A 14,959-nucleotide genomic window follows, 5' to 3' on the forward strand; every position below is an offset into this window, starting at 1 on the left:
TGCGGCGTTTGAAAGTCTTAACAGAGCCATATCATTTCGTGAATATGTGGCACCTGCGATATTTTGGCGCTTTGATCCAGATCACGTGGAATTCACGAAATGCGCACGCTGGGCCGTGAATCTCCACCGCTGGACAGTCCATTTCCCGGTGCTACCCTCCGCGCAACAAAGGAGCCACCATGTCCATCGACCCCGTTCTCGCCCGTATCGATTCTCAACTGCCCGACGCGCTGGAGCGCCTGATGGAGCTGCTGCGCATCCCCTCCATCTCCACCGATCCGGCCTTCAAGGCAGATTGCACCCGTGCCGCCGAGTGGCTCGCCGCCGACCTCGCTTCCCTGGGGCTGAAGGCCTCCGTACGCGAAACCCCGGGCCACCCAATGGTCGTGGCCCACGGCGGCCCCGAAGGTGCACCGCACCTCCTCTTCTACGGCCACTATGATGTGCAGCCCGTCGACCCGCTTGAGCTGTGGGACCGTGACCCATTCGATCCCGAGGTTCAGGACACGCCCAAGGGCCGCGTCATCCGCGCCCGCGGCAGCTCCGATGACAAGGGCCAGCTGATGACCTTCGTCGAGGCCCTCCGCGCCTGGGTCGCCGAGCACGGCGCGCTGCCCTGCAAGCTCACAATCTTCTTCGAGGGCGAAGAAGAGTCCGGCTCCCCCTCCCTCATCCCCTTCATGAAGGAGCACGCCGAAGAGCTGAAAGCCGACATCGCCCTCATCTGCGACACCGGCCTCTTCGCCGATACCGTCCCCGCCATCATCACCCAGCTGCGCGGCCTCCTCGGCGAAGAGCTGACCATCACCGCGGCGAACAAGGATTTGCACTCCGGCATGTATGGCGGCGCTGCGATGAACCCCATTCGCGTGCTCACCCGCATCCTCGCTTCGCTGCATGATGACACGGGCCGCATCACCGTGCCCGGCTTCTATGATGGCGTGCCAGAGATTGGCGACAACCTGAAGAAAAGCTGGCAAGCTCTCGGCTTCGATGAAAAATCCTTCCTCGGTGAGGTTGGCCTCTCCGAGTTGGCCGGTGAGCAGGGCCGCATGGCGCTCGAGCAGCTCTGGTCCCGCCCGACCTGCGAGATCAACGGCATCAAGGGCGGTTACACCGGCGACGGCTTCAAGACCGTGCTGCCCTCCAAGGCCTCCGCCAAGGTCTCCTTCCGCCTCGTCGGTGAGCAAGACCCGCACGCCATCCGCGAGAACTTCCGCGAGATGGTCCGCTCGATGCTGCCGCCCGACTGCGAGGTCGAATTCCACGGCCACGGCGCCGGCCCCGCCGGCCATATGGACACAACCCACGCCGCCTTCGAGCCGGCCCGTCAGGCGCTCACCGAGGAATACGGCCGCGAGGCCGCCTATGTCGGCTGCGGCGGCTCGATCCCCATCGCGGGCTACTTCAAGACCATCCTCGACATGGACGCCATGCTTATTGGCTTCGGCAAGGACGACGACCAGATCCACTCGCCCAACGAAAAATACGACGTCGAGAGCTTTCATAAAGGCACCCGCAGCTGGGCCCGCATTCTCGCCGCGCTCACCAACGGCTAACCGAAATCACCGTCATCCTCAGGCCCCGGCCCGAGGATGACGCCACCAAGAGGCTCCCGATGTTCACCCCCCAAACCACCGAGATCGACGGCCTCACCCTCGCCTATGAAACTGGCGGAGCGCCACAAGGCCTCCCCCTCCTCTTCCTCCACGGCTTCCCCCAAACCCGCGCCATGTGGCACCCCATCGCCCCAGCCTTCGCGCAAGACCACCCCGTCATACTCGCCGACCTCCCCGGCTACGGCGGCTCCGACAAGCCGCATGACCTCGCGCCCTACTCCTTCCGCGAGATGGCCCGCCGCCTCGCCGCCCTCATGGCCCACCTCGGCCACGAGACCTTCGCCGTCATCTCCCACGACCGCGGCGCGCGGGTCGCTCACCGCATGGCCCTCGATCACCCCGAGCGGGTCAAGACCGTCACCCTGATGGACATTGTCCCGACGCACACCCTGCTGACCGATCTCGAACTCCGGGTCGCACAGAGCTACTACCACTGGTTCTTCCTCGCCCAGCCCGAGCCCTTCCCGGAGTCCATGATCGCCGCCGACCCCGACGCCTACTACGAATCCTGCCTCCTCGGCTGGGGCGCCGCCAAGCTGACCGATTTCCACCCCGATCAAATCGCCGCATATCGCGCCGCATGGGCCAACCCCAACACCCGCCGTGCCATGTGCAACGACTACCGCACCGCCCTCACGCTGGACCTCGCCGACGATGAAGCCGACCTCGGCGCACGCATCCAATGCCCCGCCCAAATCCTCTACGGCGCGAGAGGCGCCATGGCCAAACTCTACGATGTCCCCGCCACCTGGGCGCCCAAGACCACCCAAATGACCCACGCCGCCATCCCCGGCGGCCATTTCTTCCCCGACACGGCCCCGGAAGAAACCACAGCCGCGGTCCAATCCTTCCTCAGAACCCTCTGACCCCGCCAGTAACGGCATTAACCCTAACGCCCATCAAGGTTAACACGCCCGCCCCAAACCCCACCCCGCCTGCATTTTCTTGCTGCAAATATCTCCGGGGGGCGTGGGGGGCTGGCCCCCCACTTTACGGCGCAACTAACCGCCTGGCCCAAAAAACCCAAAAACGCCCGCAAAAAGCGAGCGCAACCAAATCATCGAAGCAAAGGAAAGGTGGCGCGGTTGACGGGGCTCGAACCCGCGACCCCCGGCGTGACAGGCCGGTACTCTAACCAACTGAGCTACAACCGCGCATGGGCCTATTCGGCATTTACAGCGTGGCGCGGTTGACGGGGCTCGAACCCGCGACCCCCGGCGTGACAGGCCGGTACTCTAACCAACTGAGCTACAACCGCGCAGCGCTGTAGGGGGGCTTCTATGCAAGGCCGCCCGGCTCGTCAAGCGGCCAATCCACGGGTGTCAGAATTTCATGCCCTTCGACTTTTCCCAACCCGCCACCATCAGCTGCTCCACCTTGGCGAGCTTGTCGATCAGATAGGCCACATTGCCCTTTGCAATGTCTTGCGTCGCGGTAGTGGTGGTCTCCTGTCCGCCGCTCGTGCTGGTCACCCGAGCCTCCAGCACCACCTCCTGCGGCACCTCGTATATCTCCCGCATGAACTCCCACGCCGGATCGCCCGACATCCCCAAGATCATCTCTCCGGGCCGCGATTCCTCCTGGCTCCGCAGGCTCCAGCGCAGCGCCTTCTCGGGCAGGATCAGCTCCATCTCCAGCCCCGCCGTCCCGGCCTCCACATCCCCGCTGACCATGTTCCAGAGCGTCTCGTTCACGATCCCCTTGCCCGGATAGGCCATTACCCGGATGCCGGTGAACCCAAGGTCCGGGCCGAAGAACCGCGCCAGATAAAGCCCCTTGCCGCTGCCCAGATCGACCCGGCACACCAGCCCGCCGCCAGTGCGCTGCGAACAGGCCGCCACCTCGGCGGTGCCGCCCTCGTCCCCCTTGAACTTCAGATGATAGCTGATCAGCCCGTCGAGATAGGTCACATGCTCCTGCGTGGTGCCGTTCTCCGGCAGGAACTCCACCCAATACTGCTCCACCCCGCCCGCGCTCTGCTCCTGCACGCAGCTCACTGTCCCCCCGAAGGCCCCGGGGTGGGCCACCGGGCGATGCACCTTGTCAACCTCCGCACCCTCCTCCGCGCCGCCCAGCAGCAATGGCCGGTCACACGGCAGGCTCTCCTGCGCCACGGCAAGGCCGGGCACTCCAACAGTGAAAACGGCAGCAAGGATCCAGCGCAGCATTAATCAAAATCCGGAATGACTTCTCAATATATGCGGAAAGGCTAGGCCGCCCTTCCCCGGCTTGTCCAGTCCGCCGAGCCACCCGTCCAAGGCCACCGAGTCCCGCGTCAGAACCCGTCCCGCAGCACGCCCGCATAGGTCTCGGCAATGCCCTCCCGCAGGCCCCGCGCGCCGTTCCACCCCATCGCATGAAGCTTCGCGCTGTCCATCAGCTTGCGCGGCGTCCCGTCCGGCTTGCTGGCGTCAAAGACCAGCTTCGCCTCATAGCCAACGACATCCGCAATCACCTCCGCCAGTTCGCGGATAGACACCTCCACCCCCGAGCCCACGTTCACAGGCGCATCGCCGTCATAGCGCTTCAGCAGAAACACCAGCGCATCAGCCAGATCATCGCAGTGCAAAAACTCCCGCAGCGGCGCCCCCGTGCCCCAGATAACCACCTCGCGCGCGCCCCGCAGCTTCGCCTCGTGGAACTTCCTCAGCAGCGCCGGCAGCACATGGCTCGTCTCAAGATCATAGCTGTCGCCCGGCCCGTAAAGATTTGTCGGCATCGCCGAAATCCACCGCCGCCCGTGTTGGGCGCGATAGGCCTGCACCAGCTTGATGCCCGCGATCTTCGCAATCGCATAGGCCTCGTTGGTCGGCTCCAGCGGCCCGGTCAGCAGGCTCTCCTCCGAGATCGGCTGCGCCGCCATCTTAGGATAGATGCAGGAGGAGCCGAGAAACAGCAGCCGCTCCACGTCACAGGCATGCGCCGCCTGCATCACATTGGCCTCGATCATCAGGTTCTCGTAGAGAAACTCGGCAGGCAGCGCCGCATTCGCCGCGATGCCCCCCACTTTCGCCGCCGCCAGCACAATGGCATCGGGCCGCATCTCCGCCATCCAGTCCTGCACCGCCCGCTGGTCGATCAGGTCCACCACATCCCGCCCGGCGCAGATCACCTCGCAGCCCTCACGCGCCAGCCGCCGCACCACGGCCCCGCCCACCATCCCGCGATGGCCCGCGACCCAGATGCGCTGGCCTTCAAGCTCCAGCACCCGCTTCGTCACCCCTCAAAACTCACCGGCAATTCCAGCCCGTGCTGCTTCAGCAGCGCCATCCGCCGCGCCGCCTTCAGGTCACTCTCCACCATCTCCGCGCACATCTCCTGCGCGGTGATCTCCGGCGCCCAGCCAAGCTTCTCCTTCGCCTTCTCCGGCGCCCCCAACAGCGATTGCACCTCCGCAGGCCGAAAATACCTCGGGTCGATCCGCATCACCACGTCGCCCAGCTTCACCCCCGGCGCCACGTTGTTGTCGAGCTTCACCACCCGCGCCACTTCCTCCATGCCCTCACCCTCGAAGGCCAGCTCCATCGAAAGCTCCGCCGCCGTCCAGCGGATGAACTCCCGCACCGAGTACTGCTTGCCCGTGGCAATCACGAAGTCCTCGGCTGCCTCCTGCTGCAACATCAGCCACTGCATCCGCACGTAGTCCTTCGCATGGCCCCAATCCCGCAGCGCGTCGATGTTGCCCATGTAGAGACAGGGCTCCAGCCCCATGGCGATATTCGCCAGCCCCCGGGTGATCTTGCGGGTCACGAAAGTCTCGCCCCGGCGCGGGCTCTCATGGTTGAAGAGGATGCCGTTGCAGGCATAGAGCCCGTAGCTCTCGCGGTAGTTCACCGTGATCCAATAGGCATAGAGCTTGGCCACCGCATAGGGGCTGCGCGGGTGGAACGGCGTCGTCTCCCGCTGCGGCGTCTCCTGCACCAGCCCATAAAGCTCCGAAGTGGAGGCCTGATAAAACCGCGTTGTCTTCTCCAGCCCGAGAAAGCGGATCGCCTCCAGCAGCCGCAGCGTGCCCATCGCATCCACATCCGCCGTGTATTCCGGCGCCTCGAAACTCACCGCCACATGGCTTTGCGCCCCGAGGTTATAAACCTCGTCCGGCTCGATATCGGCCAGCAATCGAGTGAGGTTGGAGGTGTCCGTCAGGTCGCCGTAATGCAGCTTCAGCCGTGGTTCCTCGACATGCGGATCCTGATAGATGTGATCGACCCGCTGGGTGTTGAACAGCGAGGCCCGGCGCTTGATGCCATGCACCTCGTAACCCTTCTCCAGCAGCAACTCCGCCAGGTAGGAGCCATCCTGCCCCGTGATCCCGGTGATGAGAGCTTTCTTCATGCAACAGGCTCCACGCGCGTCTCCCGCCCCGGCCCCCTCCGCCAAAGGGCGGCCCTCCGCTCAACTAAGCAGCTTTCCCCCCTCCCCGTCCACGCCCCTCTCAAGCGAGGCCACACGCCGTGCGGCAACAGGCAGAGCAAGACAGGCGCAGTATGCAAGAACGCCATCGCCTCACGCTATCGATCGCGAAAACGGTTAGGGATGGTGCCCGGGGACGGAATCGAACCGGCGCGGTAGCTTGGCGTCCCGACCAAAACGCACATCTCGAAACTGCTCCAAATGCCCGCGTCAACCGTCATGACGAATTGAGGCAGGCTGGGCGGAAAGCGCCTTTCGTCTTGAAGTTTCAGGAGCATCGATTGTGATCATGGCCCGCAGCCTCGAGCTGCAGAGCCAGGCGCAGGCATTCAAGGATTTGGTTCCCAGGGCATGCTAACGTTGAAAGCCGCAACGCGTATATTGCTCCAGCGCTGAAGGCCGAAATCACTTAGAGAGCCGTGCAATCCATCCCAATTCACACAAATGTGGCGCGCCACCCATCCGACAAGGACTTCACGGGCTTTGACTGCAAACCCAGCCAGATCAGTTAAGGCACCGCTAAGCAGTAGAACCGTGGTGCGTACATGGGAAACGCCGAGAGTGTCGTTTCAGTCAGCGGACTGGGCAGGGGCAAGAGCCACATCGCAACGGCAATCCGCATCCAGGCAACTGAGCATCGCAAAAACAAACTCCGCCGCCACTCGACCCGGTAACTCGTTAGCGCGCTACAGCTGGAAAAGGCGCTCTGAACGTTAGGCAGAACGGCAGGGGCGCTAACCATGGTTGGCGTTGATCCTCAAAAGGCTCGACCACCCACGGTACAGCTGATACCGAAAAGTAGTGCTGTTCCACCTCCTGAGCAATCTCTACGAGCGCACCAGCATGGTCATCACCACGAATCTCAACTTCTACGAATGGGCCCATGCATTAGGCGACCAAAAGCGGACAACCGCGCTCGTCGCCAGGCTCACTTACCGATGCCATATTGTGGAATCCGGCGACGACGGCTACCGCTTTTAGGCCTCTAGGAAAAAATGCAGAATGACCGCAGCATTGACTAGGTCATGAGCAAAGACGCACACAAATGGTGGGTCGAACATTGGGTCACTTGTCAGCGCAAATCAATAGAGAGGGTGACAGGGTGACCAGCGATCATGTTCCCGGCATGTACTTTCAGCTTCGCAGTCAGGTGTCACCGTGCGTCCCCCTTTCTCGCCAAGACGCTTACATACGTCCAAGCCGGGCCACTGGTTCTAAAACAGCGGGATAAGCATGCAGTCAGGGGGTCTTTGCTTCGCCATGCCGACCCGTATGGAGTTAGAAAATCCCAGCCACCATCGACCGTATTGCGTTCTGAACTTGCCCTTTGACTGGGACGCAAGCGTTCGCGCTCAAACCCGCACCAACACAACATGCCGTCCGGAAGACCCCGAAACTTAGCCGATCACCGTGCTATAGACGAAATCATCGGAGCCAAGATCAAGACCGTAGACGCCGCCGACAATCCCAATCAATTCCGACTGGCCAGCACTTACCAACATGATTGCGGTTCCTGCTTCCAAACCGGCGACATCCTCGGCAAGCGCATAATCCGAGGCGCTGCCTGCCAATTCGATCCGGTCGGTTCCACTGGCAAAATCCCAGATGTATCCATAATCGGCCTCGCCCAGCGTTCCAATCTGGCCATCATCGTAATAGGCGCCGGAACTGTCGCCGAAGACGAATGTATCGGCCCCATCATCACCGACGAACACGTCGACTTCGCCTAAACCTGGGGCGCCCGCGGTGGGATCAACAGCAATAAGCACATCATCGCCGTCCAGCCCACGCACGATATCACGGCCAACAATCTCGGTCACAGACAAATCGTTGAAGGACACATCCAAATAGTGGGCATTCAGGTACAAGGCCCCGGTCGCTGGCCTCTCATCCAACGTAAATGTCTGCATGCCTTGCAACGTCCAGCCTACCGGTTCTGTGGTGCCCTCCTCCCAGATACGCAGGCTGTACTGGCGGTCATACAGCCCCACCTGCTCGACGCGCATCGTGACGCTGTAAGTCACGCCCTCATCCAGATCGACGGATGTGTGACCCAAATCATTTAAGAAATCCTGGCTTGGGTGCAGGCTAAGTCGGCCCACCCCATCAAGATTGGTGTCCGAATAGAAAAACGCAGCACCCGGTTCCCATCCGGCTTTTGGCTGAAAGCCTGGGATCGGATCATCGGTGTGGCCGCCCCAAAGCATGCCAAACGCAAATCCGTTGCCATCACGCCCGCTGGGGTCAATGTTCAATAGATCGTGCGTGGAAACCGTCAGGTTGACTTCATAGTTGTCCCAAGTGTGATCGCCCAAAACCAGCAAACGGTCATAGCCGAGATCGACCGGGCGTACCCCACCATCTTGAATGCTCCAAGTGCCGTCAACAACCTGCACAGCATCCTGAATGTTGGTCACGCTGTCCCAGTCGATACTGTAATTCTGTTCCCAGTTCTGCCCGTCTTCATATTCAATGGTGACATCATGGGTAAAGACTTGGCCGGAGGTCATGACCGCAGTGATCGTTATAGTATCGTCGGTGGTTGAGCCGTCCAACTCGGAGTAAGCAAGGTCGATATTAAAATCGCCCTCATCATGCAGGCGGCGCCCGTCTGAGCCAACGGCCAAATCCCGACTCGCACCACCGTTCAAGCTGTAACTCAGGGACGAAATACTGCCCTCAACATTACCCAGAACGTTAATCCATGTTTGCGCCTGCCCGTTGCCACCAAAACTCTGTACATCTCCGTACCAGACACTGATCGGGTTGCCGACAAACAGATCAACATTCGCGGTATCTGTGAGCGTGCCATCTGAAATCGTATAGCTAAAGCTGTCAGTGCCCGCATAACCGGCGTCAGGCTGGTAGGTCAGGGTTCCATCGCCGTTGTCGGTTAGGGTACCGTGCAAGGGCTGGCCAAAGCTGTCGATGCTGATACCGTCATCGTTGCTATCAGTGTCATTGGACAGCAGGTCCAGCACCACATCAATGGAGAGAGCCGTATCGGTGTCGACGGCCAAGCTATCGTCAGTGGCTACGGGCGCCAGATTGGTGGGTATCAGTGTCCCGTCTTCATCCGAAATCGGCGTGGCGCTGTTTTCGAAATAGTCCACTTGTGATATGTAACCCGGAGCCTCGCCATCAGACGACGTACTGCCCGCAAAGACACCCACTTGCGTGACATTAATCTGATGCGTCATTGTGTACTGCTGGGTCCAGTTAACCCCGTCAGACGAGGTTTCGAAGGTCCAGTCGTCGCCAACACGAGTGATCCGGAAATCCGTCACGGCACCGACCGAGATATCCTTGAACAATGGGAATGTCGCGGTCCCATTCTCGGTGATACCCACAATCAGATCCAGACCTGATCCGGTGTAGGCCACATCAAACCGGATGAAGTTGCTGTCGTCCTGAACAACCAGCATCCCGTTTTCCTGATACTTCTTGGTCGGTTCGGTCAGAAAGCCAGCGCTGATCTGAAAGTCTTCGTCGGTTTGTGACTGCAGTAGGCGCGGTACGGTCAGTGTCCCACTTGCTGTTGTTTCAAGCCCGTATGGATTGTTGAGTTCGACGAAACCCTGAGTCTCGGTGGTCCCCACGCTAGCGGAGCCGCCATCACCGAAGAATGTCCAGATTTCGTCCAATGGACCACCTGCGAAATCGTCAGAAACGGCAGGTGTTGCAGGGGGCAGAACCACGATATTGAGTATTCCGGCGTCTGCCGTGATCCCATCTGACACGGCGTAGCTGACGGTGTCCGTACCGGTGAAGCCGGGGTTTGGTGTGTAGCTGTAAGTGCCATCGCCGTTATCGCTCAAGCTGCCGTTTGCGGGGGTGCCGATAGATGCGAGCGTCAGGCTATCGCCATCCGCGTCGGTATCATTGGCCAACAGGTCTGCGGCCACGTCGATCACCACTTCTGTGTCGGCGGCGGTACTGATCGTGTCGTCTGTAGCGACCGGGGCCGTATTCACCGGAATGACGGACCCGTCCTCATCCACGATTGGGCTGGCGGTATTCTCGAAGAAATCGACGACGGCGGTAAATCCGCCGGGGGCATTGTAGTTCCCCGCGAACAAGCCCGCCTCGGTCACGGTCAGGGCATGCGTGAAGCTGCCGGCAACAGTCCATGAGACGCCATCAGCAGAGGTTTCAAACTGCCAGGTGTCGCCAGTGCGGGTCATCCGCAGGAATGCGCTCTGCTCATCTGCAATCTCGACCTGGAATTCAGCGCTTGGCGTACCATTCTGACTGCTGGCCGCGAAAGCGTACATCTTGTTGCCATCGGTATGGGTATCGAGCCGGATCCAGTTGTCGTCATCGGCGATAATCAGGAAGCCCTGACTCTGGTATTTCTCTGTCGGGACCGACAGAAACCCGGCCACCAGCTGGAAATCCGTGTCGGCCACGGCCTGCATGGCGCGGCTGGCAGAGATGCTATTCCAGACGTCATAATTGCCGCTGGCCGACTGCAATTCCAGCACTCCGTCGGCACCAATGACCGCTACACCTTCGCTGGTGCCGGGCTGGGATGTCGTCAGCCAGACCGGGTCCAATGTGGTGCCCGAGAAGTCATCGGACTGCGCCGCACTACCCGATGGCGGCGATGAGGCCCCTTGCAAGGTGACCGTTGCCGTGTCGGTATCTCCACTTGCATCGGTGATCTGATAGGTAAAACTGTCGTCGCCCACATGGCCCGCATTGGCCGCATAACTGAAACTGCCATCAGCGTTCAAAGACAGGGTACCGTTGGCAGGGCCGCTCAGAACGGCAATGCTCAGCCCGCCCGCATCCGGGTCGCTGTCATTGGCCAAAAGCCCGTTGGCCGCGTCAACAGTGAGGTCACCGTCAACACCCAGCGTATAGCTGTCGGTCACCGCCACTGGCGGAGCACTCGGGACAAAACTGCCGTCCTCATTGGTCAGCGGGTCCAGCGATGTCGCAAAATAATCGACCTGCGCGGCAAAGCCCGCAGCCTGGCCGACATTGCCCGCGAACACGCCGGTCTGGCTCACACTCAGCGCCAGCGTAAAGCTGCCCGCGGTGACCCAGGTGGCGCCATCAACCGAATACTCCATCGTCCAGACATCACCAGCCCGATCGACCCGCAGATAAGGCGCGCTGTTGCCCGGGATGGCGACGCGGAACATGACCGTGTTGTCGCCCGCATCGGTGTAGGCGGCGAAGGCGTAAAGCCTGTTGCCGTCCGAATGCGTGTCAAAGCGCAGCCAGGTATCGGCATCCTCCTCGACCAGAAGCCCCTGGATCTGGTGACCCTCCGTGGGCGTGCTCAAAAACCGCGTCTCAAGCGTGAAATCCGTATCAGGCGATGCCTGCATGATCCGGGTTGCCGTGTTTGTCGTCCAAACATCCTGCTGCCCAGTCGCCACCAGACTGATATAGGCATCCGTTGAATCGCTGACGAATGAATACGAGCCAGTCCCCGGTTCCGCAAAGGTCCAAACGTTCGACAACGTCCCACCAGAAAAGTCGTCAGACTCCGGTGGGCTTTGCGGTCCGGCGACGGAAATCGTCACGGTCGCCGTGGAAACATCCATGTCGTCGCTGACTGTGTATTCAAAGCTGTCCGTACCGGTGAAGCCGGGGTTTGGTGTGTAGCTGTAAGTGCCATCGCCGTTATCGCTCAAGCTGCCGTTTGCGGGGGTGCCGATAGATGCGAGCGTCAGGCTATCGCCATCCGCGTCGGTATCATTGGCCAACAGGTCTGCGGCCACGTCGATCACCACTTCTGTGTCGGCGGCGGTACTGATCGTGTCGTCTGTAGCGACCGGGGCCGTATTCACCGGAATGACGGACCCGTCCTCATCCACGATTGGGCTGGCGGTATTCTCGAAGAAATCGACGACGGCGGTAAATCCGCCGGGGGCATTGTAGTTCCCCGCGAACAAGCCCGCCTCGGTCACGGTCAGGGCATGCGTGAAGCTGCCGGCAACAGTCCATGAGACGCCATCAGCAGAGGTTTCAAACTGCCAGGTGTCGCCAGTGCGGGTCATCCGCAGGAATGCGCTCTGCTCATCTGCAATCTCGACCTGGAATTCAGCGCTTGGCGTACCATTCTGACTGCTGGCCGCGAAAGCGTACATCTTGTTGCCATCGGTATGGGTATCGAGCCGGATCCAGTTGTCGTCATCGGCGATAATCAGGAAGCCCTGACTCTGGTATTTCTCTGTCGGGACCGACAGAAACCCGGCCACCAGCTGGAAATCCGTGTCGGCCACGGCCTGCATGGCGCGGCTGGCAGAGATGCTATTCCAGACGTCATAATTGCCGCTGGCCGACTGCAATTCCAGCACTCCGTCGGCACCAATGACCGCTACACCTTCGCTGGTGCCGGGCTGGGATGTCGTCAGCCAGACCGGGTCCAATGTGGTGCCCGAGAAGTCATCGGACTGCGCCGCACTACCCGATGGCGGCGATGAGGCCCCTTGCAAGGTGACCGTTGCCGTGTCGGTATCTCCACTTGCATCGGTGATCTGATAGGTAAAACTGTCGTCGCCCACATGGCCCGCATTGGCCGCATAACTGAAACTGCCATCAGCGTTCAAAGACAGGGTACCGTTGGCAGGGCCGCTCAGAACGGCAATGCTCAGCCCGCCCGCATCCGGGTCGCTGTCATTGGCCAAAAGCCCGTTGGCCGCGTCAACAGTGAGGTCACCGTCAACACCCAGCGTATAGCTGTCGGTCACCGCCACTGGCGGAGCACTCGGGACAAAACTGCCGTCCTCATTGGTCAGCGGGTCCAGCGATGTCGCAAAATAATCGACCTGCGCGGCAAAGCCCGCAGCCTGGCCGACATTGCCCGCGAACACGCCGGTCTGGCTCACACTCAGCGCCAGCGTAAAGCTGCCCGCGGTGACCCAGGTGGCGCCATCAACCGAATACTCCATCGTCCAGACATCACCAGCCCGATCGACCCGCAGATAAGGCGCGCTGTTGCCCGGGATGGCGACGCGGAACATGACCGTGTTGTCGCCCGCATCGGTGTAGGCGGCGAAGGCGTAAAGCCTGTTGCCGTCCGAATGCGTGTCAAAGCGCAGCCAGGTATCGGCATCCTCCTCGACCAGAAGCCCCTGGATCTGGTGACCCTCCGTGGGCGTGCTCAAAAACCGCGTCTCAAGCGTGAAATCCGTATCAGGCGACGCCTGCATGATCCTTGCCGTGGTGTTGCTGTCTTGCCAGGCGTCAAAAGTCCCGTCCGGTGTCGTCAGCGTGAGAAATGCATCAGATGCATCGCTGCCAAAGCCGACGGAACTTCCTGCGGGTGCTGTGGTCGTCCACCGACCATCTAAAGTGCTGCCCGAAAAATCATCTGAAAGCGGCATCGCAAGGTCCAACAAACTAGTGAAATAATGCGTCATATCCTAGGCGAAATCGGGGCGCATGCATAGTCTGCGAAACCTTTGACTCCCTAAAAAATGCACCCCTTTTACACGATCCATGGCTGATCGCGCCGATGATTGCACTCATAGCTTGCCACAGATTTCGATTTGCACGCCTTAGTTGTCGATCCTGACGATCTTGGCGATCCCTTTGCATCGCGTGCAACGCGCCTATATTGGCTAGTTCTGGGTTTCGTGGCATTGATGTTTCGTTGTTAAGGTGAGCTATCCGTCATAATGCAACGAGTACTTTTTTCAGCGCACGCTTGGGCGCAGTTTTTCGACAGTGTTACATGAGTCGTCAAACCCTCATTGTCCGCTATGCGTTGTTTTCCGTCGTTGCGACCTTCGCGAATCTTGGCACGCAACGCGTTGTTTTGATTGGCGGCACAACGGAGCTGAAGCTTGGCATCGCCGTGTTGATGGGCACTCTGGTCGGGCTCGTCTTAAAGTACCTGCTGGACAAACGTTGGATCTTCCTTGACGACACCGCCGGCACTGTCGCGCAGGGAAAGCAATTCGGCCTCTACGCCGCCGCTGGTGTGGTCACGACGGTCGTTTTCTGGGCGGCCGAGATTGGTTTTTGGCTGGTGTGGGGCACTGATCAAATGCGCGAAATCGGTGGTGTGCTGGGACTAATTGTTGGCTATTGTCTGAAGTACCAGCTGGACCGACGTTATGTCTTCGTCAACGCGTAGCCGCGCATGGCCACTCCGCAATGATGCTGGCCGGGTAGGCACAATTACCATCACATGAAGGTCGTCTTGCCGCGCCCGAGTCATTCACCGATGCTTGGGCTCTAATCGCTATAGGGCACTGCTTCCCGCGGGACAACGACCGCGCCTTTGGCAAGAGCGCGATGTGTGGTTCCTCTCGGGACATCATTTGATCGTATTCGAGCCTTTCTGCTCGAAACATCCGGAGCCAAATTTGGCTCGTTCCTGGCGGCGCTGAAACGGTCTGGAAGACAGGATGGACCGTCTTCATTCCCGGTACCCTTCTATATGCTTGCCCTTGGTCTTTCTATCAACCGCAGGCCTTTAACGCTCGTGCAGAAACTGGACGAAATCAGCATCGCACATCAGGAGCGTTTTTATCTAGCTATGGATAGCATGATGACGGTTGCGACCCTGCGCCAGTCCGCTCCTCGCACTGATTCGCTCACAAAGATACAAACCACCATAGGCTCGACGACCCGTTTCTCTTTCCTTTGACCTGATAGGCTGGCCCTGTGACTAACCGCACTGTATTGATTTTAGATGCACGGTCCGACATCGGACAGGCCGTTGCCCATGCCATTGCCGCCAAAGCAGCTAGCCGCGCGTGGCGCTGCCACTATGGAGGTGGATTTAACCGTCATATCTTTGCGCATTGACCTTCCCGTCAGCGCACATGATTTTACCGAACATGGTCGCAACAAATGATCTAAACCTCACAGATAACAGGCTGACGGCCCAGCCCGATCAGGTCGGTCGGGCAACTGGCGGTGCTGACTTAAAGAAGCTTGTTGTCATCTATGTGAAATCT

General features: G+C 60.2%; 9 protein-coding genes and 2 tRNA genes. 5 read left to right on the plus strand and 6 right to left on the minus strand.

What is annotated here, in order from left to right; translation table 11 throughout:
• Window positions 1-179 precede the first annotated feature (179 nt).
• On the plus strand, window positions 180-1,559 hold the full coding sequence (locus ACUXVX_RS13205) for a dipeptidase (RefSeq protein WP_446308665.1): 1,380 nt from the start codon (window positions 180-182) through the stop codon (window positions 1,557-1,559).
• Window positions 1,560-1,618: 59 nt separating this feature from the next.
• On the plus strand, window positions 1,619-2,485 hold the full coding sequence (locus ACUXVX_RS13210; protein WP_446308666.1) for an alpha/beta fold hydrolase: 867 nt from the start codon (window positions 1,619-1,621) through the stop codon (window positions 2,483-2,485).
• A 211-nt stretch (window positions 2,486-2,696) separates the two neighbouring features.
• On the opposite strand, the gene ACUXVX_RS13215 is transcribed toward ACUXVX_RS13210, so the two are convergent.
• The 5 genes from ACUXVX_RS13215 to gmd all read right to left on the minus strand — a co-directional run bounded on the left by ACUXVX_RS13215 (window position 2,697) and on the right by gmd (window position 5,954).
• Window positions 2,697-2,773 (minus strand) — tRNA-Asp (locus ACUXVX_RS13215).
• Between the two features lie 27 nt (window positions 2,774-2,800).
• A tRNA-Asp gene (locus ACUXVX_RS13220) sits at window positions 2,801-2,877 on the minus strand.
• A 64-nt stretch (window positions 2,878-2,941) separates the two neighbouring features.
• Window positions 2,942-3,787 carry a hypothetical protein gene (locus ACUXVX_RS13225; protein ID WP_446308667.1) on the minus strand — a complete coding sequence of 282 codons (846 nt, stop codon included), beginning with the start codon at window positions 3,785-3,787 and terminating at the stop codon, window positions 2,942-2,944.
• A gap of 107 nt (window positions 3,788-3,894) precedes the next feature.
• Entirely contained in the window at window positions 3,895-4,839 is a 945-nt protein-coding gene (locus ACUXVX_RS13230) for a GDP-L-fucose synthase family protein (RefSeq protein ID WP_446308668.1), read from the minus strand.
• Window positions 4,836-5,954: a GDP-mannose 4,6-dehydratase gene (gene gmd, locus ACUXVX_RS13235; protein ID WP_446308669.1), complete on the minus strand. Its 1,119-nt coding sequence runs from the start codon at window positions 5,952-5,954 to the stop codon at window positions 4,836-4,838. The genes ACUXVX_RS13230 and gmd overlap by 4 nt, the downstream gene beginning before the upstream one ends.
• A 921-nt stretch (window positions 5,955-6,875) precedes the next feature.
• On the opposite strand from gmd, the gene ACUXVX_RS13240 reads away from it, so the two are divergent.
• Complete coding sequence (locus ACUXVX_RS13240; RefSeq protein ID WP_446311540.1) at window positions 6,876-7,013, plus strand: ATP-binding protein; 138 nt, start codon at window positions 6,876-6,878, stop codon at window positions 7,011-7,013.
• A 416-nt stretch (window positions 7,014-7,429) separates the two neighbouring features.
• Here the strand turns inward: ACUXVX_RS13240 and ACUXVX_RS13245 are convergent, their stop codons facing one another.
• Complete coding sequence (locus ACUXVX_RS13245) at window positions 7,430-13,387, minus strand: Ig-like domain-containing protein (protein WP_446308670.1); 5,958 nt, start codon at window positions 13,385-13,387, stop codon at window positions 7,430-7,432.
• Window positions 13,388-13,725: 338 nt separating this feature from the next.
• On the opposite strand from ACUXVX_RS13245, the gene ACUXVX_RS13250 reads away from it, so the two are divergent.
• Both ACUXVX_RS13250 and ACUXVX_RS13255 read left to right on the plus strand, forming a co-directional pair.
• Window positions 13,726-14,130: a GtrA family protein gene (locus ACUXVX_RS13250; protein WP_446308671.1), complete on the plus strand. Its 405-nt coding sequence runs from the start codon at window positions 13,726-13,728 to the stop codon at window positions 14,128-14,130.
• Window positions 14,131-14,295: 165 nt separating this feature from the next.
• The gene (locus ACUXVX_RS13255; protein ID WP_446308672.1) at window positions 14,296-14,646 is read left to right on the plus strand and encodes a hypothetical protein; all 351 of its coding nucleotides are present in this window, start codon (window positions 14,296-14,298) and stop codon (window positions 14,644-14,646) included.
• The last annotated feature ends 313 nt before the right edge of the window (window positions 14,647-14,959 follow it).

The sequence above is a fragment of the Vannielia sp. SX4 genome (assembly GCF_052828525.1).

Coding starts and splice junctions, on each gene's coding strand:
- gmd (WP_446308669.1), bottom strand. CDS start 5,954: ATGAAGAAAGCTCTCATCACCGGGATCACGGGGCAGGATGGCTCCTAC.
- ACUXVX_RS13210 (WP_446308666.1), top strand. CDS start 1,619: ATGTTCACCCCCCAAACCACCGAGATCGACGGCCTCACCCTCGCCTAT.
- ACUXVX_RS13205 (WP_446308665.1), top strand. CDS start 180: ATGTCCATCGACCCCGTTCTCGCCCGTATCGATTCTCAACTGCCCGAC.
- ACUXVX_RS13240 (WP_446311540.1), top strand. CDS start 6,876: ATGGTCATCACCACGAATCTCAACTTCTACGAATGGGCCCATGCATTA.
- ACUXVX_RS13225 (WP_446308667.1), bottom strand. CDS start 3,787: ATGCTGCGCTGGATCCTTGCTGCCGTTTTCACTGTTGGAGTGCCCGGC.
- ACUXVX_RS13250 (WP_446308671.1), top strand. CDS start 13,726: ATGAGTCGTCAAACCCTCATTGTCCGCTATGCGTTGTTTTCCGTCGTT.